Annotated in this window: 15 protein-coding genes; 5 read left to right on the plus strand and 10 right to left on the minus strand. The window is 68.6% G+C overall.

Annotated elements, in window-relative coordinates; translation table 11 throughout:
• Nucleotides 1-27: 27 nt before the first annotated feature.
• The 7 genes from ACFQU3_RS19895 to ACFQU3_RS19925 form a co-directional block, all read right to left on the minus strand.
• Nucleotides 28-1,557, minus strand: a complete 1,530-nt coding sequence (locus ACFQU3_RS19895) for an ATP-binding protein (RefSeq protein ID WP_385912982.1) — start codon at nucleotides 1,555-1,557, stop codon at nucleotides 28-30.
• A gap of 2 nt (nucleotides 1,558-1,559) precedes the next feature.
• A complete protein-coding gene (locus ACFQU3_RS19900) occupies nucleotides 1,560-2,984 on the minus strand; it encodes an SCO6880 family protein (protein ID WP_385912984.1) in 1,425 nt (474 codons plus the stop codon).
• Nucleotides 2,985-3,020: 36 nt separating this feature from the next.
• Complete coding sequence (locus ACFQU3_RS19905; protein ID WP_385912986.1) at nucleotides 3,021-4,379, minus strand: hypothetical protein; 1,359 nt, start codon at nucleotides 4,377-4,379, stop codon at nucleotides 3,021-3,023.
• The gene (locus tag ACFQU3_RS19910) at nucleotides 4,376-5,011 is read right to left on the minus strand and encodes a hypothetical protein (protein WP_385912988.1); all 636 of its coding nucleotides are present in this window, start codon (nucleotides 5,009-5,011) and stop codon (nucleotides 4,376-4,378) included. Before ACFQU3_RS19910 ends, ACFQU3_RS19905 begins: the two co-directional genes overlap by 4 nt.
• A gap of 182 nt (nucleotides 5,012-5,193) precedes the next feature.
• The gene (locus tag ACFQU3_RS19915; RefSeq protein ID WP_385912990.1) at nucleotides 5,194-5,478 is read right to left on the minus strand and encodes a DUF6112 family protein; all 285 of its coding nucleotides are present in this window, start codon (nucleotides 5,476-5,478) and stop codon (nucleotides 5,194-5,196) included.
• An 80-nt stretch (nucleotides 5,479-5,558) separates the two neighbouring features.
• Nucleotides 5,559-6,632, minus strand: coding sequence for a C40 family peptidase (locus ACFQU3_RS19920; protein WP_385912992.1), 1,074 nt, complete (start codon nucleotides 6,630-6,632; stop codon nucleotides 5,559-5,561).
• Between the two features lie 1,021 nt (nucleotides 6,633-7,653).
• Entirely contained in the window at nucleotides 7,654-7,968 is a 315-nt protein-coding gene (locus tag ACFQU3_RS19925) for a hypothetical protein (protein ID WP_385912994.1), read from the minus strand.
• A 565-nt stretch (nucleotides 7,969-8,533) separates the two neighbouring features.
• Between ACFQU3_RS19925 and ACFQU3_RS19930 the strand changes: the two genes are divergently transcribed.
• Complete coding sequence (locus ACFQU3_RS19930) at nucleotides 8,534-9,622, plus strand: hypothetical protein (protein WP_385912996.1); 1,089 nt, start codon at nucleotides 8,534-8,536, stop codon at nucleotides 9,620-9,622.
• Here the strand turns inward: ACFQU3_RS19930 and ACFQU3_RS19935 are convergent.
• Nucleotides 9,560-10,123, minus strand: a complete 564-nt coding sequence (locus ACFQU3_RS19935; protein WP_385912998.1) for an NUDIX hydrolase — start codon at nucleotides 10,121-10,123, stop codon at nucleotides 9,560-9,562. The genes ACFQU3_RS19930 and ACFQU3_RS19935 overlap by 63 nt on opposite strands.
• A gap of 140 nt (nucleotides 10,124-10,263) precedes the next feature.
• The gene (locus ACFQU3_RS19940; protein ID WP_385913000.1) at nucleotides 10,264-10,542 is read right to left on the minus strand and encodes a hypothetical protein; all 279 of its coding nucleotides are present in this window, start codon (nucleotides 10,540-10,542) and stop codon (nucleotides 10,264-10,266) included.
• Between the two features lie 623 nt (nucleotides 10,543-11,165).
• On the opposite strand from ACFQU3_RS19940, the gene mobF reads away from it, so the two are divergent.
• The gene (mobF, locus tag ACFQU3_RS19945) at nucleotides 11,166-14,396 is read left to right on the plus strand and encodes a MobF family relaxase (RefSeq protein ID WP_385913002.1); all 3,231 of its coding nucleotides are present in this window, start codon (nucleotides 11,166-11,168) and stop codon (nucleotides 14,394-14,396) included.
• A gap of 1,003 nt (nucleotides 14,397-15,399) precedes the next feature.
• Here mobF and ACFQU3_RS19950 read toward each other — a convergent pair.
• Entirely contained in the window at nucleotides 15,400-16,479 is a 1,080-nt protein-coding gene (locus ACFQU3_RS19950) for a LacI family DNA-binding transcriptional regulator (RefSeq protein ID WP_385913004.1), read from the minus strand.
• 485 nt (nucleotides 16,480-16,964) lie between these two features.
• Between ACFQU3_RS19950 and ACFQU3_RS19955 the strand changes: the two genes are divergently transcribed.
• Genes ACFQU3_RS19955 through ACFQU3_RS19965 form a run of 3 tightly spaced genes read left to right on the plus strand, consistent with a single transcriptional unit; the run spans nucleotide 16,965 to nucleotide 20,121 of the window.
• The gene (locus tag ACFQU3_RS19955) at nucleotides 16,965-18,242 is read left to right on the plus strand and encodes a sugar ABC transporter substrate-binding protein (RefSeq protein ID WP_385913006.1); all 1,278 of its coding nucleotides are present in this window, start codon (nucleotides 16,965-16,967) and stop codon (nucleotides 18,240-18,242) included.
• 2 nt (nucleotides 18,243-18,244) lie between these two features.
• Nucleotides 18,245-19,201 (plus strand): carbohydrate ABC transporter permease, encoded by a 957-nt coding sequence (locus ACFQU3_RS19960; protein WP_385913008.1) that lies wholly within the window; start codon nucleotides 18,245-18,247, stop codon nucleotides 19,199-19,201.
• 8 nt (nucleotides 19,202-19,209) lie between these two features.
• Entirely contained in the window at nucleotides 19,210-20,121 is a 912-nt protein-coding gene (locus ACFQU3_RS19965; protein WP_385913010.1) for a carbohydrate ABC transporter permease, read from the plus strand.
• Nucleotides 20,122-20,160 lie beyond the last annotated feature (39 nt).

Here is a 20,160-nt window from a genome sequence, read left to right on the forward strand (position 1 = left end):
GCCAAGGGCGAGGAGGAGTTCGTGACCTCAGTGGGGTCGGGCGTCCCCGATGTCGGCACGAGCAATCGGGAACCCTTCCGGGTTCGAATTCATGCGGGCATTGGTGTCAAAGAGGTCTAGTTCGCCGTCGGTGGCGAGGTGGCGGACGACGAAGGCGCGCTGCCCGACGCGCCAAAGTCCTTCACCTCGTTGGAGATCGGGCAGCTGGCCAGTCTCGGTGACCGAAAGACCGAGCTGCCTGGCAGCGTGCGGAGTCTCGGACGCTTCCTGCTGGTAGATGATCTTCGTCGAGCAGTCCGCGAGCAGTCCTTGCGCCAGGGCGCGTGCACCCGACTCGGCGTCTCCGACGGCGTCGAGGTCGGACAGCCGGTGGACAATCAGCAGGTTGGCGATGCCGAAGCCGCGCGAGAGCTTCCACTCGGACTGCATTCTGGCCAGCAGCGCAGGCTGCCTGATGAGTCGCCATGCTTCGTCGTAGATGACCCAACGCTGGCCACCATCGGCGTTGGCCAGCGAGGCTTCCATCCAGGCGCTCGCGCAGGTCATGACCATGGCGGTGAGCTGATCGGAACCTTGGATCTGCGATAGGTCCAGGGTGACCATCGGCAGGGACGGGTCGAATGAGACGGTCGAGGGGCCGTCGAAGAGCCCGGCCAGATCACCGGACACGAGACGTCGCACGGCGTGGGCCACCTCACGGCCGTCCCTGATCAGCTCGGCCCGGCTCGCGGCGCCTTCACCTGCTGCGGGCTCGAACAACGCCTTGACGATGCGCGGCAAGGTTGGCTGCGCATCGCACCGCACCACATCGTCCAGGGCTACGTCTAGCGCCGTGTGTTCCACGGCAGTCAGGGTCCGTCCGAGCGCTGACTGGGCAAGGGATCCCAGGAGCGTTCGGCGCCTGGTGGCCACCACGGTCTTCCACTGGTCCGCAGGCGTTGAAGGGTTGCGTGGTCCGGGGTCGAGAGGGTTGAGCCGGTTGGAGCTGCCCCCGCCGAGCTGGATGGCAGCCCCGCCGACGGCTCGCGCGACGACACTCCATTCGCCTTTGGGGTCCCCTGGGACATAGACGCGTCGACCGAACGCGATCGACCTGGTGGCCAGCGACTTGGCCAGGCAGGACTTGCCCTTTCCCACTGCACCGGCAAGGACGCAGTTCGGGTTGGTCAGGACCCCACGGTGGTAGAGGACCCAAGGGTCGAAGCAAAAGCCGCCACCGGACCAGGCGTCCTGCCCGACGAAGACGCCCTGTTCGCCGAGTCCCGCCTCGGCGAGGAAGGGATAGGCACCGGACAACACGTCCGAGGTTGCACGGTGGCTCGGGAGCCGGAGCGGACGAAGTGCCCGCAGCGCCTGTTCGCGCCGTTCGCCGGAGGCCGGGAGCAGTTGCGGCTCACGCTCGCCCCGGAGCGTGCGCCGGTCGTCGAGTGCGTCCGCCTGTCTGCGTCGTGCCGAGCGTTCGAGGCTCCTTGCGGCCTCTCGCTTGGCCTTCCGCACTGCCCGGTCTTCGCCGGCAGGGCTGTAGAAGGTCGAGGTGTGCGCGCGTACCTCGGGCATTGTCAGTCCACCTTCCTTGCCAATGGGAGGGCAGCGGCAGTGAAGGCCTGTGCCTGCTTCCCGTGTAGTCGCCGTGTCTCGCAACCGCACTGAACGGCGGCGCGCTCAACCTGAGCCACGGCCGCGTCGAGCTCCTGGACGGTGTCGGCCGTGATGGTGACCAGTCCGGTGAACCGGAGGTCCGCGTGTCCGGAGAGCAGTGCACGCTCCCGATCCAGTACGTCCTCGAGCTCGGCGGCGTCAGAGAGGTCCGCGATCGCCCCGATCCGGGCACGTTGCTCGGCATCGGTGACGTGCTCGACCTTCGCGCGACGAATCTCGCGCATCGCCTGCCGCGGGGCGAGCGGAGTAGCCGTGATCGAGAGCGACTTGCGCACGCCGGGCTGGAAGACCAGCGCGTGCAGGAAGTCTGCCGGCACGTCGATCCGGGGCCACTCGATGATCCACAGCACCGCGGAGATCCCGGTGTCGTGCCGAAGGTGACCCCAGTCCTCCTCGATGGCCATAGGGCCCGCGGTCCGCAGCGAGTGACGTCGAGAAGCCGGGGATGCGCCCGGGTCGTAGGCACTACGGATCACTTCTGCGAGCTGGGCATCACTTAGCCATCCGACGAGCCGCAGCTCCGCAGCCCGCAAGGCTGACTCGAAGGCAGTCATCTCGCGCCGTAGTTCGTCGAGCCCCTTGATGGGCCCGGGCTTCCAGTTGCCTACCGTCGATCCCTTGACGGAGAACGCGATCAGGCTTCGGTGCGTGGCCGCTGACGGTGCGTAGGACTCCATGAGTCGGGCGTATTCCGTTGCGGACCAGGACGACCCGCCCGTTCCGTTGGCCTTCCACCAGCCGACGATGCCGTCCCCTGAGTCCGGGGCGGCGGCCTCGAGCACCTGTACCCGGGCGCATCGGCCTGACATCGCAAGGCCTGCGAGGACGCGACCCCACCCAGCGACGCGTCGGGCCTGCTCGTCTGGCGACAACAGGACGTATGCCGTGTGCTCGACCTGGGCGACCACCGTGAGGGTCGCGTCGTGTGCGTCATGAACGACAACTGCACCGGACGGCTCGTCGAGCAGGAACCGAAGCCGCGCGGCGTCACCGGGTAGGGCCATCGTCCCGACAGGCCTCGGGCGGTCTGGACTGACGCGGAACTGGGTCTGCCTTATGATCTGCCGCGCGAGGAAATGGGTGGCCGTCGGTAGAGCCTCGACAAGTGGCGATCCGTCGAGACGGATGAACGCCAGTGCGATGGCGCCGGCCCAGACGGGCGCGCTCATCGCCACCCCGGACGCGCCGTCAAGGAAGACTCCGACGGTTACCGCGAGGACGGCTACGCCGATGCAGCACACCCGGGCGAGGGACAGCCCAAGCAGCAGGCCGCGTTGCGAGCGACGACCGAACCTGACCCGGACAACGGTCGAGCTGTCAGTCATGGCATTTCTCCTGGTCGATATGCCGATCCGTGAAGGTCAGCGGCTGGGGTTGAGCGGGCCGGACTTGGCGACCGCCCGGGCCTGAGGGACTTTCGGCGGTGTGGCTCCGGGCACCGGATCTCGGGAGACGAAGCGGGATCCGGCTCTAGGCGTCTGGGACAACCCGCCTGCGCCTGCATCGGGTCCGACCGGCTCGGCGCCCGGGCCGGGGTCACTCGGAAGTGTGCTGGGCCGGGGCAATGCTGCCGGCGATGCTGCCGCGGCCGCAGGGCTCTCCGCGTCGGATCGGAGTGCCCCTGCGACGCTGCCGCCGATCGGTTCGGACCCACCCCCAGAGGCTGTCCCCGACCCGAAGCCCGGGCAGTCCGGCGGTCGGGTGCTCGACACACCCTGCGGCGCGCGCGCACTCACGGTCCTCGGCCGCGATCCTGCGCTCGAGGCGCTCAGCGCGCGTCCTTGCGAGTAGAGCATGGCCGCCTTCTGCGGGGCCGCGATCGCAGTCCTGGCGCCGGTCGCGGCGTGACCGGCCGTGCTGTGAGCGGCGTACATGGCGTCGCCGACGAAGGTGCACATGCGCATCGCCAGCCAGGGCGAGAGTCCACCGAGCAGCAGGATCAGGACGCCGATGGCGAGCTGGGTGCCGACCTGGGTCGGTTGGCTACCTGCCAGACCTGCGCCTTCGATGACGGCGACACCGGTGCTGAGGATCAGGACGAGCACGAGCTTGGAAACGGCCATGGCGCAGACGAACTCGATCCATTTGCGCACCCACGACCGGGTGAGTTCCGCGGTTGCCCCGGCGAAGGCGATAGGGGCCATCACCGCGGAGATGATGAGCAGCATCTTGCGGATCATCATGGCGAACCACACGATGACGGCCGAGCAGAGCACCGCCAGCGAGAGCGCCAGCGTGATGGCGGGGTTCGACATGGAGGTCACGTTCGCGAGGGCCAGCTTGGCGCCGATTCCCTGCATGTTGGTGCCGATCGCGTGGTGGACGACTCCCTCGCTGAGCGCGTCGACTGCCCCGAGGAGCAGGCGGGTGGACGCGAGCGCGAATCCGGTCCCGAGCGCGCTGATGAAGAGGCCCTTGACCGCTCGCGAAATTGCGCCGGGTTCGCGCCTGAGTGCAGCGGTGATCAGCTGGATGACGAACAGTCCCACGCACACCACTCCGGCAATGGCGCCCGTGATGGCCATCTCTCTTCGGAGTGCGGGCGAGTTCAGGTCGATCGACGTCGCGACGTTGATCTGCTGCCACAGCCAGTTGGTTGCGGTGACAGCGGCGTCGGCGAAGAAGGCTGCGGTGCGGGTGAACGCGTCGTTGACCATCGAGGACGCGGCGGCTGCGGCCTGACAGGCAGGGTTGAAGGCCTGCATTCCGTCGCAGCTCATGTCTGGCCCGTCGCGATCCGCGTGTACGTGACAGCGGTGACAAATCCCCACTGGGGCCGCGAGGGAGGTCCCTCGAAGTTCGCGGTGATCTCGATGCTGGCAGCACTCGTCTGCGGCTGCCCGTCGATGATCGTGTGGGACGTGACGGTGGCGGTCACTGTTCGTGCGGTGATCCCCGGGTCGGTGATCCGGCCCGCGTCGACGGCGGTCGTCCATGCTTCAGGCTGGCTGACCCGGACGTCGCTCACCGTGGTGTGGCCCCCGAGGGTGCCGAGGCGGCCCCATTCCGCGGCTGAGGGGATCGGGGTCGCGCGCGTCGAGGAGTCGGTCACCGAGAAGACCGCCAGCTTGTCGCGCAGGTCCTCGGGCACGAGGCCGACGACGAGCGGTTCACGTGTGGTGGCGCTCTCCGACGCGATCCGCGCGATGTGTTCGTCGCGGCCCCGGCGAAAGTCCTGGGTCAGGAGCATGCGGGTGAACTCAGCGGCATACAGGTCGGGGTGCTGCTTCGCTGCCGCGGAGATGCTCGGCGCCCGAGTGTGCGGCAACGCGGCGCGGACGGGTGGCATGGCGCGCAGCGCCTGCAGCTCGCGCTCGAGAGCCGAGCCACGCTCGTCGGCAGGAGCAGACACGTCTGGGGTCGGTGCCACGGTCGGCGCGGTGACCTGGGCGCCGTGGCCGGAAAAGGAGGTCGCCCGGTCTGGTGCGTTTCCTCGGCCGAGGAGGACGATGCCGCAGACCAGACCAACGACTACACCGAGGGTCGCGATCGCGAGCCGAGTCCGCCGGCCGCGTAGGGGAGTGAAGGGAATCCTCATCGGATCGCCGCTCCGGCGCTGGAGAAGAAGGTGATCAGAGTGTTGGCAGCCCCGATGAGCATGGCTGCGGCGCCGGCGATGAGGACGCCGTTCTTGCCGCGGCCGGCGATGTGCGGGTTCGAGGAGGTCGAGCCGATGGCCCACGCCACGGCGGAGATCACGACGCCGGCGACGGCGGCCACGAGACCAAAGGTGAGGAGTGCGCCGACGATCTTCTCGAGCGCGGCGAGTCCCGGGAGGCCGTTTGTGTTCGGCGTGACGTCAACGGACGGGAGGTGCATGGTCGAGTCCCTTCGATGGGGCGGGCAGGTCCCGCGCACGCTTGGCCCTACTGCGGTGCTGGGGCAGCATCGGATGCGAGTCAGGCGATGTGGCGGTAGCCGGAGACGCCGTCAGCGATGAAGGAGCTGAGCCGGACCACCTTGACGACGTCGCCCGTGCGGGGCGCGTGCAGCACCTGCCCGTTGCCGATGTACATGCCGATGTGGCCCGGGTGGGCGAGGGTGCCGAGGGTGCCGGGGATCAAGACAAGGTCGCCGGGGCGCAGCGCTGTTGCCGTGGTCGCGGTGCCGTTGCGGAACTGCTGCGTGGTGACCCTGCCGATCGAGACACCGGCGTGCCGCCACGCGGTCTGCATGAGGCCCGAGCAGTCGTAGGTGTCCGGCCCCTCGCCGCCCCACTGGTAGGCCTTGCCTCGTTGTGCAAGGGCGAACGCGACCGCCGCTGCCGCCCGGGGTGATACACCTGCCGCGCTAAGCGGGGTGAGATCGGAGGTGCCGGGGCTGTTGTCCGAGATGACGGCTCCTCCGCAGTCCAGCGGGCCGGAGGAGGGATAGGCTTCACCGATCGCGGCGAGAACCCGGCCGGCGCGTTCGGCTTGGCGCAGGTAGTTGCCGCCGTAGACCGACGACTGGCCGTTGGCCGGGGTGGGGTTACCGGTGAAAGCGGACCGTTGCACCGACTGCGCCGCGCGCCATGGCTGCATCGACTCCCAGCTCGGCAGTGCCAGCAGCGCATCGAGGAACAGGTTCGTCGAGGACACGGGATCCATCCGCTGGGCCGCGGTTCCCCAACCGGGGCGCTGTTGGAAGATCCCCAGGGAGTCGTGGTCGTAGCCGATGCCTTGGGCCGGAATTCTGTTGCCCGACGGGTCGTTCGGGTTGCTGAGCACCAAGAGGTTGGACTCGGTCAGGCCAGTCATCAGGGCGACGTATGCCGCCGGACGCCCTCCACGCACGAGCGCGGTCGCGTAGATGGTGCGCGCGTTCTGCGCTTGCGCGTCCGAGAGATCAGGGACGCTGCCTGAAGTCACGCACAAGGGCAGCCGGCTCGGGGCCGCGGCCACGCCGCTGGGCAGCAGGAGCAGCCCGAAGAGGACGCCGCTCGCCGCTACCAACGACCCGAGCACGGTGAGTGCGGCTTTCTGAATCGACATGCTGAGCAAGACGGTCCGGCCGGGACACCATCGGCGTCGACAGGGCCTGTCGCGGTGCTGTCGCCTTGCAATGTCGGAGATCCTCGGCACCATGGGACGGAGGAGGTGTCCGTCCATGCGTCGTCGAGTCCGTCGCCGTGAGGCAGATCTCGCGCTGCCGTTGGCTGACGCGCGCCGACTGGCCCTTGAGGTTGCAGGGCTTGCCCCGCCCAACCACGTCGACGTCATGGCGCTGGGGATCGTTCTCGAGCCAAGCGAGAGCGCGAGCCGCCTGGTCACGACCCGACTTCGGGTGCGCGAGGGTGGCACGTGGACGGACGAGGCAGCCTGCTCGTGTCTGGTCACGGACCGGAGACTGCTGCTCCACCTGCCGCACGGCGAGAGCGCCTCGCTCTGGTGGGGTGGGCTGGTGGGCTTGGAGATTGACCTCGTCAATCACCGGGTGACTCTTGACTACGGGGACGCCCGTCCCCGTGTGTTGGTCGGTCCTGGTGTGGCGTCCGTCGCTGTGATGGCCGTGGCTCAGGTGTACGGGCTCGATGCCTTGGCGTCGCATCCCGGGCTGTCCCCGCTGCGCCACCCTGTGCCCGCCTTCGAGCAGTAAGTCGTCGCGCGACCGCGTGGGGTCCGTTGTGCTCGGCGCCACCATGGAAGGCGCGGATCTGGCGGCGGACGTAGGCGCGTTGTTCCGCCGTGGTCGAGCGCCCCTCGACGAAGAGGCGGAGGAGCCCCGGCCAGCCGCTGGTTGATCCCGCGACGAGGCGGTGGATGACGCGCAGCTGTGCATCTGTGAAACCGAGGTTCCGCAGCATGCGGCGGGTGCACATCCGCGAGTTTCCGCCGGAGCCCTTCGGTGAAACCGTCTTCAGCGGATCGGAGGATCCCCGTCGGCGCGCGTCCTCACACCTGGAGATGAAGATGTCGAGGACCACGTCGAGCTGAAGGGCGTGCCTCTCGTCCGCTCCGATGCCCGCGTTGTCCAGGACCCACTGGCTGAAGCTTGTCATGGTCGTCCGAGCCATCAGGCGCTCTCCTCCCAGTCGAGGCTGTACCAACGGATGAGCCCGTCGGCTGGCACCTCGGTCATGCCATGCAAGAGGTCGGACTGCGCGAGGCGGGCCGATCCGTTCGCGCCCTTCGTCGCGACGCCGCGGAGTCTCTTGAACAGTTGCCCGGCGTCGAGGTCTCGAGCCTCTACCTCATGGCCATAGAGCCAGTCCATGACGGCGATCAGCTCGTGGCTGGCGTGTTCGCTGCCCACCACCCTGACCTGAGCCGTGGAGCCGAATGGCGTCACGGCCCGGGCCCCGCGCGTGCAGACCACCTGCTGCACCACGAACCAGAGCTCATCTCTCGTGTCCGACTCGCAGGTCAGCCGGGGGCAGCGCCTCAACGTGGCCCACAGCAGGCCTTCCTGGTCGCCTGCGTTTGGATTGCCGATCTCGGAGCCATTTCTCATTGGTTCGCCCCCGTGGTGAGTAGGTCGGCCCATGGAACCGAGCAGACACAGCCCTTGTCGGCGGCAGCCGCGAGACCGGTGGATAGCCAGCAGAGCGTGAGGGGAGCCCCCGACTTATCCACAGGCGATGTTTGTCTCCGGTGGCGTTGTGTGGGGCATGGCCGAGAATGGTCCTGAACTGTCCCAAACCAGGACGGCTGCGTGGAGCTGCGACACCGGAGCTCATGGCCCTTGGCATCGACGGCTGACGGATCACACGGCGACGAAAGGAATCGCATGCTGGCCTCCATGATGAGTCGAGTGCTTGCCCGATTCACGTTCGTGGGCCGACGACTGCGGGAACAGATGACGACGGGTGACGGCGGGTGACTCGCAGATGACCGCTGAGGCGTCGCCGTTGCGGGCCTGTCGGCTGAGGAAGGGCTGGAGTCAGGCCGCCGCGATGCGTCGCTTCCAGGCCGAAGTGGTGCGCAACGGCGGGGTCGCGCCGGAGGGGGCATCGCTCAAACGGATGTTCGCCTACTGGGAGTCGGGCGCGCGGGCTGTCACTGTCCCGGCGTACCAGCAGGCCTTCGTCAACCTCTACGCTGCGCCCCCGGAGGCGTTGGGGTTCGTACCGGCGGATGAGTCCGGGCGCATCGCGGACTTGCGCGAGCGCCCGCTCGAGATCGTGGCCGTCGACCAAGGGCTCGTCGACATCTTTGAGGCACAGACGCAGTCGCTGCGATTGCTCGACCGGCGGCTCGGGTCTGCCGTCCAGGCGGCGCAGGTCGAGGCGCACGTGCGTCAGATCGAGGCGGTGCTACGGCGCAGCGTCGGCAACAAGCGACCGGCGTTGGCTCGGGCGTTCGCCGAGGCAGCCGCCCTCGCTGGGTGGCAGGCACTCGACAGGGCAGATGTGACATCTGCCTGGGAGCTGCATGAGTCGGCGAAGTCGGCCGCGCTCGAGGGAGGGGACGAGTCCATCGCGGCCCACGTGTTCGCACAGCAGGGGTTGGTCCTCCTCGACGCCGAACAGCCCGCGCTTGCCATGGATTCCGTGGCTGAGGCCGCGCAGCGCGGCGCGGCCACACCGCCCGTCATGCGGGCATGGCTCGCGGCCGCCCTGGCTGAGTGCCACGCGGCGCTCGGCGATGGCGACGACGCTCGACGGCGCCTCGACGAGGCCGACGGCCACCTTGCGGCCGCCGTTGCCGACGGAGCCGAGCTGCCATATCTCATGCTCTCCGAGGAGCACCTCCATCGGTGGCGAGCCCACTGTATGGCGGAGCTCGGTGACATCGAGGCGGTCGACGCCGCGACCGCGGCGAGTCCGGCCGAAGGCGACTCCGTACGGGCCGCCACGTCGCTGCACACTGACCTGGCATCGGCCTACCTCAACGCCGGAGACCTCGGTGCCGCGGCAGCCGAGGCGGAGCTGGCCCTGCGGATGGCCGAGCGTTACGGCTCGGCGCGGCAGCGCAAGCGCTCAGTCGCGATCCTCGCCCGATGTCAGCGCGAGGTAGTGCAGCAACCCGATCAGCGTGCCTGAGTTGACGATCTTTCCCTCGTCAATGAGGCGGGGGACATCTGCCAGCGGCAGCCACTCGAAGCGCCCCTCGTCCAGCTCCGTCGGCTCTCCGACGCGCTCGGCACCGTGGGCGACATAGACGTGATGACGGCTGCGGACCATGCCGATCATCGGCTCGAACATCACCGCTCGACGGATCGTTCTGGCCCGGTAGCCGGTCTCCTCGACAATCTCCCGAGAGGCCGTCGCCTCCGGGTCCTCACCGGGCTCGACCAGCCCGCCGGGAAGCTCGTAGTTCCACACATCCGGCACGAACCGGTGCCGCCAGCTGAGTAGGACGTGCCGCTGGTCGTCGTCGATCACGACGGCCATGGCGGCCTCGGGCATCGTCACGGTGTGGTGCTCGAAGTGTTGTCCAGACGGGAGCACGACGTCGGCCGCGCCGAGGGTCACCCACTTGCTCTCGTAGATCGACCGCTCACCGAGGACCTGCCACGCGTCCGTCTCGACCGGGTCGGCCATGGGGTGATCGCTCCTCCCTGCGGCTCCGTTGGCCGACGCGCTCGCGTCCGTATGCCGCTCAGTCGGCTCCCAGCCTATGTCCGCAGCTGTTGTGCCTGAGCCCGGGGGGAGGCACGACCGCTGCGCGGCAGTCGCAACGTTCACTCGAGCTGTGATGGCTTGAGACCGGCCTCCCTGGCCTTCTGCCGGAGGGCTGTCGCCGATTCGCCGATGAGGCGCTCGGTCCGCCTGACACCCGACACGTTCACGAGTGCGACCTGGGCACGCGACAGCGCCGCCTCTGCGAGCTCGAGACGATCACGCGCCTTGTCGCGAAGTCTCTCGGCAGCACTGACGGCACGAAGGGCGTCAGACTCGGACTTCTGCGCTGCACGCAGCCGCTCACGTGCCGTCTCGTTCACGGGATATGCGTCGGACATGGTGCCTCCTCAGGCATCGGCCAGTTTGACGTGAGTCCCACGTGCCGGCCGGGACAGCATGCTTCGTCTGGGTGAAGCAGCTGCATCGGTCTACGAATCCGATTTCGCCATGGTCGAACACCAGTTCGATGATGGGCGACAATGGACTGATGGCAGGAGGCATGGGACGTGGACGGGGGATCCCGCTGCGTGACCGGCCGGTGGCAACGCCAGGCGAGGCACGTCGCCCGAGCCGCCACTGCTGGGTGGCGGGGACGACGGATAGCCCGGGCCCGTGGCCCGGCGTGGTGGTCGAGTGGCGCCGCGATCCCGCTAGCGGTCTCTGGTCGGCACTCGTCGTCTATGTGGTTATGGACGCCAATCGGCCGTTCACGGTGCAGGCCTGGCTCGATTCCCAGTACCTGAGCCCCGTGCAGCCCACCTGACTCCCTCGCGCCCAGTGCGCCACCGCAACCGGCCTCCCCGCCAACCGACCCCCGCACCACCCTGCCTCCCCGCCACCCCACCGCCGCCACCCATCGGCCCGGCCCCGTCGCCCGCCGGAGCCCTCGTCCCCGTCCTCCTCGCCCAACTGGGCCATCCTTTGCTCCACACGTCTGGCACCAAGGTGGGGCCCCCCGCCGATGGTGACCCAGCGGCGGGGTGGTTCGGGAGTGACGATGTCGATCAGGCGGATGACCCTGGGGTCGGGCTACCGGTACCTCATGTCCTCGGTCGCGCGAGGAGACTCCGGCGGCCCGACGACCTCCCCGCTGACCGACTACTACGCCCAAGCGGGCACGCCGCCGGGCCGGTTCCTGGGCCGCGGCCTCGCCGGCCTGGACGCGGGACGAGGCATCGAAGCAGGCACTGTCGTGACCGAGGAACACCTGTGGCGGATGCTCGGGATGCTGCAGGACCCCGTCACCGGGCAACCGCTCGGCCGGACCCCGGGCGCGAGCCGAACGGCACCCGTCGACGGCCTCGGCCGCGCGCGGAAGGCCCCGAAGACGGTGGCCGGCTTCGACCTGACGTTCAGCGCACCGAAGTCGGTCTCCACGATCTGGGCGCTCGCCGACGAGAGCACCCGGGAGCGGATCCGAGCCGCGCACCAGGAGGCACTGGCGTTCGTCCTCGCATACGCGGAGGAACACGTGTTCGCGACCCGGACCGGCCGCGGCGGCGTGGTCTCGGAGGACGTCCGCGGGGTCGTCGCGGCGACATTCGAGCACTGGGACTCGCGCGCGGGGGACCCGCAGCTGCACACGCACGTGGTGGTGTTGAACCGGGTGCAGGCGGCCTCGGACGGCGGTTGGCGCACCTTGGACAGCAAGGCGCTGTTCCGTTCGGCCGTGGGTCTGTCCGAGCTGTACAACGGGGTCCTGGCCGACCTGGTCACCGCCGACCTCGGAGTCGGGTGGACCCCGGAAGCGCGGCGGCACTCGGCCGTGGAGAAGTGGGAGGTCACCGGCGTCGGGCAAGCGCTGCGGGCCGAGTTCTCGCAACGCACCACCGAGATCGAGCAGGCCAAGGACGTCCTCGTCGAGCGGTTCGTCGCCGGCCACGGACGCCACCCGACCGCCCGCGAGGTGCTCCAGATGCGGCAGCAGGCGACCCTGGAGACCCGCCCCGAGAAGCACCTGAAGCCGCTCGCGGAGCTCCTCCACGGGTGGCGACGCCGCGCCGAGCCGTTCGTCGGCGACGACCCGCAGGCGTGGGTCGCGACCCTCGCCGACCGCAACGACCTGCCGCTCCTGACGGCGTCGGACCTGTCCCCGGGGATGCTCGAGGACGCGGCGCGGATCGCGGTCGAGGTGGTGTCCGGCAAGCGGGCCACGTTCACCCGTGCGAACGTGTTCGCGGAGGTCCTGCGCCAGATCGGCGGGGTCCGGTTCGCCGCACCGGGCGAACGCGTCACGGTCGCCGAGCGGGTCGCGGACCTGGCCCTCGAGCAGTCGGTGACGCTCACACCCCCGGAGACCGGCGTCGTCCCGGACGCGTTGCGCCGTCCGGACGGCTCCTCGCGGTTCCGTCCCCGCAACTCCCAGCTGTTCACGACGGCCGCGCTCATCGACGCGGAAGAGCGGCTCCTCGCGGCGGGGCGCGCGACCGACGGGCCTGCCGTCGAGGAGGCCGTGGCCGTGTCGGTCACGACGCAGGACCTGCCCGGGCGGGGCCATCCCCTGTCGCCGGAGCAGGCCGCGGCGGTCTGCCGGGTGCTCGACTCCGGGCGGGTCCTGGACGTCCTCGTCGGGCCGGCCGGGACCGGGAAGTCGACCGCGATGGCCGGGGTCCGGGCCGGCTGGGAGGCCAGGTTCGGGCCCGGATCGGTCGTCGGGTTGGCCCCGTCAGCGGCCGCCGCGGAGGTCCTGGGCGAGGCGGTGGGCGTGCCGACGGAGAACACGACGAAGTGGCTGACGGAGGTCGCCCGGCTGCCCGCCCGGCTGCAGGAGCTGGACCGGCTGGCGGTGCGGCTGGACCGGGCCAGCCCCTCGCTGCGGACCCGCGCGTTGACCCGACGGGCGAGGGCGGTGGCGGCGGAGGTGGACCGGTGGCGGCTACGACCGGGCCAGCTCCTCATCGTCGATGAGGCGTCGATGGCCGGCACGTTCGAGCTCGACACCCTGACCGCGCACGCACGGGCAGCGGGCGCGAAGGTGCTACTCGTGGGGGACTGGGCCCAGCTGTCACCCGTGTCCGCCGGGGGCGCGTTCAAGCTCGTCGCGACCGACCGCGACGACGCCCCGCACCTGTCCGATGTGCGACGGTTCCGGCACGAGTGGGAACGCGACGCATCCCTCGGGCTCCGCGCCGGGCGGCCCACGGCGGCGGAGCTGTACGCCCGCAAGGGACGCGTGGAAGGTGGCGACCGCGAGTCGATGCTCGACCTGCTCTACGAGGCGTGGCGCGCCGACGCCAAGGCGGGGAAACGATCGGTCATGCTCGCGGCCGACGCGCAGACCGTGGCCGACCTCAACACCCGCGCCCGCGCCGACCGGGTCGCCGCCGGCGAGGTCACCGACGCCGGAGTGGCGATCGCCGGCGGCGCGACGATCGGGGTCGGGGACGTCGTCGTCACCCGCCTGAACCAGCGCGACCTGGCCACCGCCGGCGCCTGGGTCAAGAACGGCGACACCTGGACCGTGACCGACATCCGCGGCGACGGATCGGTGCGAGTCCGGCGCCCGAACGGCGGGGGAGCCGCCGTCCTGCCCGCCGGCTACGTGCGTGCGCACGTCGAGCTCGGCTACGCCACCACCGCGCACCGGGCGCAGGGCCGGACCGTCGACACCGCCCACGCGTACGTCACCGCCACGACCCTGCGCGAACCGCTCTACGTGATGGCCACCCGCGGACGCGAGAGCAACCGCCTCTACGTCGACACGCAGTACGACCCGGACCTCGCCACCGCCCACGCCGAGCCCGTCGAGGTCCACGCCGTCGACGTCCTCACGCAGGTCCTCGCGCACTCGGGCGCGGACACATCCGCCACCGAAACCCGCCACGACGAAGCCAGCGCGGCCACCAGGCTGGCCCGGCTCGACGCCGAAGGCGCCGCCATCCACACCCACCACCGCGAGATGCAGATCGTCGAGAACCTCATCCGGTGCGGCATCACGCCCGAGGAGATCGAGTCCGCCAAACGCGCCGACCAGTGGCGACCACTCCTCGCGCGCATCCACCACGCCGAGCGGCTCGGCATCGACATCGGCAGCGTGGTCGGGTCGCTTGCATACTCCGCCGAGACGCCGCTGACGCACACGCGGCTGCTCGCGCTGGAGTCGCAACTGGCTCTTCGCATGACCGTAGACCTCGAGCCCGGTGTTGAGGTCGCTCGATCGAAGACGGTCAGCGGCGCTTACCTTCAGGCTTGAAGCCGATACTCCAACCAGTTCCCGGGCCAGACTGCGAACTGGGGGCCACCCGTGTGGCGTTGCGCCGCGGTATGGCGGGATCCAATCTCGTTCGCGGACAAGATCCCGCCGCGCCGCGGACAGCCAGACGCCGTGCGGCTAGCAGAAATCGAAACGTCCGCAGATGACGCCTCTCGCTACGCGGCCCAGATCGTGCCTTCCTTGTTCTTTGCGATGTCGAGCCACCCTCACGTCCTAGCACCGGTAAACCACCCACCGCGAGCGAGGAGCGCCTGGTCCTCGGGGAGCACGACCTGGTCCTCGGACCGGTGAGGCAGCCCAGTTCGACACCCGGGTGCCGCACTGGTTTGGCAGCACGGGCGGGCGGGCGGCGGAGTACCTCGACTGGTTAACCACCGACGCTCCACGGCGAGATCGGGCTGACTCCCTACAGAAGAAGTCCGACAGCCGACGACGATCAGCCAAAGGGTCCACGCGACATGGGTGATGGGGGTACGGACCCCCGCCAGGTTCCAGCCTTCCCGGCTCGAAGCCGCCGACGAATTCCAGCGAGCAGATCATCAAGAGGGTTCCGAAAACAATGCCGGCAACACCGGACCACGGTGTGTTCGCGGCCTGGATCAGCGCGCCCCCGGTCAGGACGCTCCAGGCGCCGGTGAGCAGGTAGCCGAGGTGCTCGCTCACGGCGACGCCGGGGTAGTCGTTGAAGGACGGGAACACCACGTCCATGGATTCGCGACGGGCTGGGCCGGCGTCTGGGTCAGCGTCGGCGCGCGCAAGGTAACCAGGAAGGGACACCGAACCGGTCCCAGGAACTGCACGACTGCTGCCATCACCCCAGTGGTTCCCGCCAGCGTGAGCAGGCCTGAGCCGGCACCGTCGAGAGAGCGGATGACAGCAGAAGGGCTGCGGGTGCCAGCAGGACACGGGTCAGTTCGAAGATCCACCAACCGTGCTCAACCGCACGCCCAAGAGGGTCTAGCAGCCACCAGGCTCTGGCGGTTCAGGCGGGATGTGGCTGTTGGGGCGGGCAACCGCAGCTTTCCCGGAGAAGCAGCTGGACGGGCAGCGTCTCAGACGCCGTGGAGGCATCGGGTTGGTCGATGCGGTCGATCAGGAGCCGCACCACCGTCGCGCCCATGGCCTCCATCGGCTGGCGGACGGTGGTGAGCTGCGGAGAGATCAGTCGCCCGGCAACGATCCCGTCAAAGCCCGTCACGACAACCTGCCCCGGGACGTCGATCTTGGCCTCCCTCAAGGTGTCCATGAGCTCCAGCGCAACCTCGTCGGTGACGCACACGAACGCGTCGGGGATTGCCTGTCGATGTGTGAGATCGGCGATTGCCTCTCGATAGTTGCCGGCCGCGGCCATGGGGTCTCGGGGCACGGGAAGTTTGGCGGCCCGAAGTGTCGCTCGGAACGCGTCGAAACGCTCCTTGCGGTCTGAGTCGAAGGTCGGGCCGACGAAGCGCAGGTCGCGCAGGCCATGCACTTGCACCAGGTGCTGGATCAGGGCGCGCATGCCTCCGACGTTGTCCACGCAGACCCGGCTCAGTGTGTCATCGCCGGGCTGAGACATGAGCACTACCGGCAGCCGCTCGGCGATGTGGCGAAGGTCCACGTCGTCCGCCATGCCCGAAAAGAAGAGGGCTAAACCGTCAACCCGGCCTGCGATGTCGGTGAGCACCGCCTCCGCGTTGGAGGGCTTGGCGCCGGCGATCATCACGGCATACCCGCGGCGCCAGCACTCCTGCTCGACCCCGCGCTGAACCTCGTCCACGAACAGCGGGAACAAGCGGAAGTCCGCGTTCGGATCCGTCGAGCCTGGGTCGTGGTTGCTTGCGAACTCGAGGGGAGGGACTGGCCGATAGTCCAGGGATATCAAGCCCAGGGCGCCGGTTCGACCGCCTGCCAGCCCGCGGGCGCTGCCGCTCGGTATGTAGCCGAGCTCTCGGGCGGCGGCGTGGACCAGCTCGCGTGTCGACTCCTTCACCTTGCTGGGTCGCCGGAACGTGAACGACACCGTGGCGATCGACACGCCAGCCCGCTCCGCGACGTCATACACCGTCGGACCCTTGGTCACCACAGCCACCTCCTGACCCGAACTATATGCGCTTAGACAGGGCGCGGCACGCTCGTCCCTGAGGGCGGCGGGGTGCTCGAATCCGGCAGGTCGGAGCTCTTGTCAGCCGCGTGATCAATGCGCTTAAATAGCGCTTGCCGCCAGGATCTAAGCGCATTGACGCACACGGCTCATCGGAAGGAGCGAGCAATGGCTTCCATGCCCAAAGAGCCCACAGACGGCAGGTCGGGGTCAGGTCCGGCTCGCCCCTGCAGCGGCGCACGGCGCACCCGACGACCCGGATCTGGGGTGAGACCGACAGCTGAAGGCGATCGTCCGCCCTGACCAGCGGGCGCAGCGCCAGCCGGTCACGGCCCACGACGCCCTGACCACGCAGGATCACGGTCGATGGACCGTCGCCTCTGCAGAAGCCCCCAAAGGTGCACATCGTCACGGCACGCCCGCGACGGCATACAACATCACCGACGATGGATGGAGAAACATCGATGTTTCAGATGAAGGCAAAGGGCGCGGTCGTCATTCTCGTGTCCGCCGCAGTACTGCTCACGGCATGCGGCAGAAACAGCGAGGCGTCGCAGACGCCGGCACCGGCCGGGACGGTCGCCGCTGGTCCAGCAACGGGAACGCTCAACGTCTGGGCCCAGGCGGAGGAGGCTGCCGCGCTGCCGGCCTTCGCCGAGGAGTTCGAGAAGCTCAATCCGGACGTGAAGATCAAGGTCACGGCGATCCCGTGGGACGCGGCGCACAACAAGTACCAGACCGCGATCGCCGGTGGTTCGACTCCGGACATCGCCCACATGGGCACCACGTGGATGAGCGACTTCACCGATGCCTTCGCGCCGACACCGAAGTCCATCGACACCAGCGACCACTTCTCGTCGGCGGTGAAGTCCACCCAGATCGACGGCACCACCTACGGCGTCCCGTGGTACGTCGACACGCGGGTGGTCTACTACCGCACGGACCTCGCCGCGAAGGCCGGCTACACCACATTCCCCTCCAACTGGGACGACTTCAAGGCCATGGCCAAGGCGATGCAGACCAAGGCCGGAGCCAAGTGGGGGATCAACCTGCCGGCAGGCGGCCCCAGCGCCTTCGGGTCGGTCCTTCCCTTCATGTGGTCGGCCGGCGCCGACCTGATGAACTCAGACCAGACGAAGTGGACGCTGGACACCCCTGCGTGGGTCGACGCGATGAGGCGCTACCAGAGCTTCTTCACCGAGAAGATCGCCACAACCGCTCCCGACACCGGCGCAGGTGCCCCCGACGCCGCATTCGTGAACGGCTCGATCCCGATGATTCTCGGCGGTCCGAGCTACCTCGGCACACTGATCACGGCTGGCGGACCGGCAATCAAGGACAAGATCGGCGTGGCGAGAATCCCCACGGACAAGTCGTCAACCTCGTTCGTCGGCGGAGGCGACCTGGTGGTGTTCAAAAAGAGCCAAAACCAGGACGCGGCGTGGAAGTTCATCCAGTGGCTGATGAAGCCGGAGGTCCAGGTCAAGTGGCAGCAGACGCTCGGCGACCTGCCCGCCTCGCAGACCGCCTGGAAGGACCCGGCGCTTGCAGAGGACACGGTGCTCTCGGTCTTCGGTGAACAGCTCACCGACACCAAGGCGCCGCCGGCGATCCCAGCCTGGAGCCAGGTCAGCGACGCCGGCGACGCCGCTCTCGAGCAGATCGTGAAAACTGGAGCGGACCCGGCCAAGACGATGCAGAGCCTGCAGGCCACCGCCGACTCCATCGGCACCCGAGGCTGATCATGCCACGCACTCTGATCCCGGCCGGCACCGTCACCGGTGCCGGCCGGGCGGACCCAACGGATCAGACGAAGGTGTCCCAGGCGAGGCGCCGCAAGCAGGCGCTGGTGGGCTGGTTGTTCGCGTTGCCCTACGTGCTCACGTTCGCGATCTTCATGCTGATCCCACTGCTGTCCTCGTTCCTGATGTCCTTCACCGACTTCACCAGCCGCGACGTACAGGACCCGCTGGGGGTCGACTTCGTCGGCCTCCAGCAGTACACCGACCTCTTCGGCAATCCGCAGTTCCGCAAGTCGATGGTCGTCACGGCCTACTTCGTGGTCGTCGGCATTCCGCTCACCATGATCGTGGCCCTGGCCCTCGCGTTGGCGTTGAACAGCGGGATCAACCGGTTCCGCACCGCGTTCCGGGTGGGGTTCTACACACCGGTCGTGACCAGCATCGTCGCTGTGGCCGTGGTGTGGCGGTTCATCCTGCAGGACGACGGGCTGATCAACGCCATGCTGGGCTGGACCGGCATCCACGGACCGGACTGGCTCAACAGCACCACCTGGGCGATGCCGGCCATGATCCTGATGGCGGTGTGGCGCAACATGGGCACGTTGATGATCATCTTCCTCGCCGGCCTGCAGACCATCCCGGAGTCGGTGAAGGAGGCCGCCGCGATCGACGGCGCCGGCCGCTGGTCGATCTTCCGCCTGATCACGCTGCCGCTGTTGCGACCAACCCTCCTTCTGGGGGCGGTTCTGCTGTCCGTGGGCTATCTGCAGTTCTTCGAGGAGCCGTACGTGATGACGAAGGGCGGTCCCCTGGACTCCACGCTCTCGGTCACCTACTTCACCTTCAACCAGTTCGGGTTCGGCAAGTACGGCACGGCCTCCGCGGCGAGCTATGTGCTGTTCGTCGCCATCGCGCTGCTGAGCCTGGTCCAGTTCCGCGCATTGCGATCAAAGGACTAAGGGTCACCATGAAGATCTCCGAGACCGCACCGGTCGCAGCCAAGCCCGTAGGCCGCGTGTCTACGTCGCCGCCGCCACGTCGCGGCGCTCCCCACGAGCGCGGCTCGACTGCGCGGCAGCTGTTGGTCTATGCGGTGCTGTTCGTTGCCGTGGCCGCGACGATGCTGCCGTTCGTCTGGATGGTGCTGAGCTCGTTCAAGACCCAGGGCGAGATCCTCCGCAACCCAACCGGCTTCTTGCCCGCCGACCCCGGGTGGGGCAACTACGCCCGGTGGTTCAGCGACTTCCACATCCAGAGGTTCTTCCTCAACAGCCTCATCGTCGCGGTGGCGACCGTGCTCGGGAACCTGCTGTTCTGTTCCATGGTCGCCTACGCGCTGGCCAAGCTGGAGTTCCCCGGCAAGCGGCTGCTCTTCGCTCTGGTCATGGTCACCCTGATGGTTCCGGGGGTGGTCACGTTCGTGCCCCTGTTCGTGACGATCAGCAAACTCGGGATGGTCGACACCTACCCGGCGCTGTTCCTGCCGTTCCTGACCTCGCCGATGGGCGTGTTCTTGATGCGCCAGTTCATACTCGGCATCCCGGACGAGCTGATCGAGGCGGCCAAGCTCGACGGAGCCAACGACTTCAGGATCTTCGCGAGGATCGTGATGCCGTTGTGCGGCGCGCCGCTGGCGACGTTGGGGATCTTGACCTTCCTGTCGTCCTGGAACGGATTCCTGTGGCCCTTGGTGGCTGCCCAGAGTGACGACAAGTACACGCTGCCGGTCGCGCTGGCGCTGTTCTCGACCGGGCAGAACGCCACCGACTACGCCCTGCTGCTCGCCGGCTCCGTCCTGGTGGTCGGCCCCATCGTGCTGGTGTTCATCTGTCTGCAGCGGTTCTTCACACAGACCGTCGCGATGACCGGCATCAAATAGCTCGTCACCGCAGATCGACCGGCACCAACCACGTCCAGA

This window comes from Terrabacter sp. GCM10028922 (genome assembly GCF_042666095.1).
Taxonomy (GTDB): domain Bacteria; phylum Actinomycetota; class Actinomycetes; order Actinomycetales; family Dermatophilaceae; genus Terrabacter.

Bases quoted from the DNA above. Each gene is read 5' to 3' on its own strand.
- ACFQU3_RS19960 (WP_385913008.1), top strand. From the start codon at position 18,245: ATGCCACGCACTCTGATCCCGGCCGGCACCGTCACCGGTGCCGGCCGG.
- ACFQU3_RS19965 (WP_385913010.1), top strand. From the start codon at position 19,210: ATGAAGATCTCCGAGACCGCACCGGTCGCAGCCAAGCCCGTAGGCCGC.
- ACFQU3_RS19930 (WP_385912996.1), top strand. From the start codon at position 8,534: ATGCGTCGCTTCCAGGCCGAAGTGGTGCGCAACGGCGGGGTCGCGCCG.
- ACFQU3_RS19920 (WP_385912992.1), bottom strand. From the start codon at position 6,632: ATGTCGATTCAGAAAGCCGCACTCACCGTGCTCGGGTCGTTGGTAGCG.
- ACFQU3_RS19900 (WP_385912984.1), bottom strand. From the start codon at position 2,984: ATGACTGACAGCTCGACCGTTGTCCGGGTCAGGTTCGGTCGTCGCTCG.
- ACFQU3_RS19895 (WP_385912982.1), bottom strand. From the start codon at position 1,557: ATGCCCGAGGTACGCGCGCACACCTCGACCTTCTACAGCCCTGCCGGC.
- ACFQU3_RS19940 (WP_385913000.1), bottom strand. From the start codon at position 10,542: ATGTCCGACGCATATCCCGTGAACGAGACGGCACGTGAGCGGCTGCGT.
- ACFQU3_RS19915 (WP_385912990.1), bottom strand. From the start codon at position 5,478: ATGCACCTCCCGTCCGTTGACGTCACGCCGAACACAAACGGCCTCCCG.
- ACFQU3_RS19905 (WP_385912986.1), bottom strand. From the start codon at position 4,379: ATGAGCTGCGACGGAATGCAGGCCTTCAACCCTGCCTGTCAGGCCGCA.
- ACFQU3_RS19955 (WP_385913006.1), top strand. From the start codon at position 16,965: ATGTTTCAGATGAAGGCAAAGGGCGCGGTCGTCATTCTCGTGTCCGCC.
- mobF (WP_385913002.1), top strand. From the start codon at position 11,166: ATGGTGACCCAGCGGCGGGGTGGTTCGGGAGTGACGATGTCGATCAGG.
- ACFQU3_RS19935 (WP_385912998.1), bottom strand. From the start codon at position 10,123: ATGGCCGACCCGGTCGAGACGGACGCGTGGCAGGTCCTCGGTGAGCGG.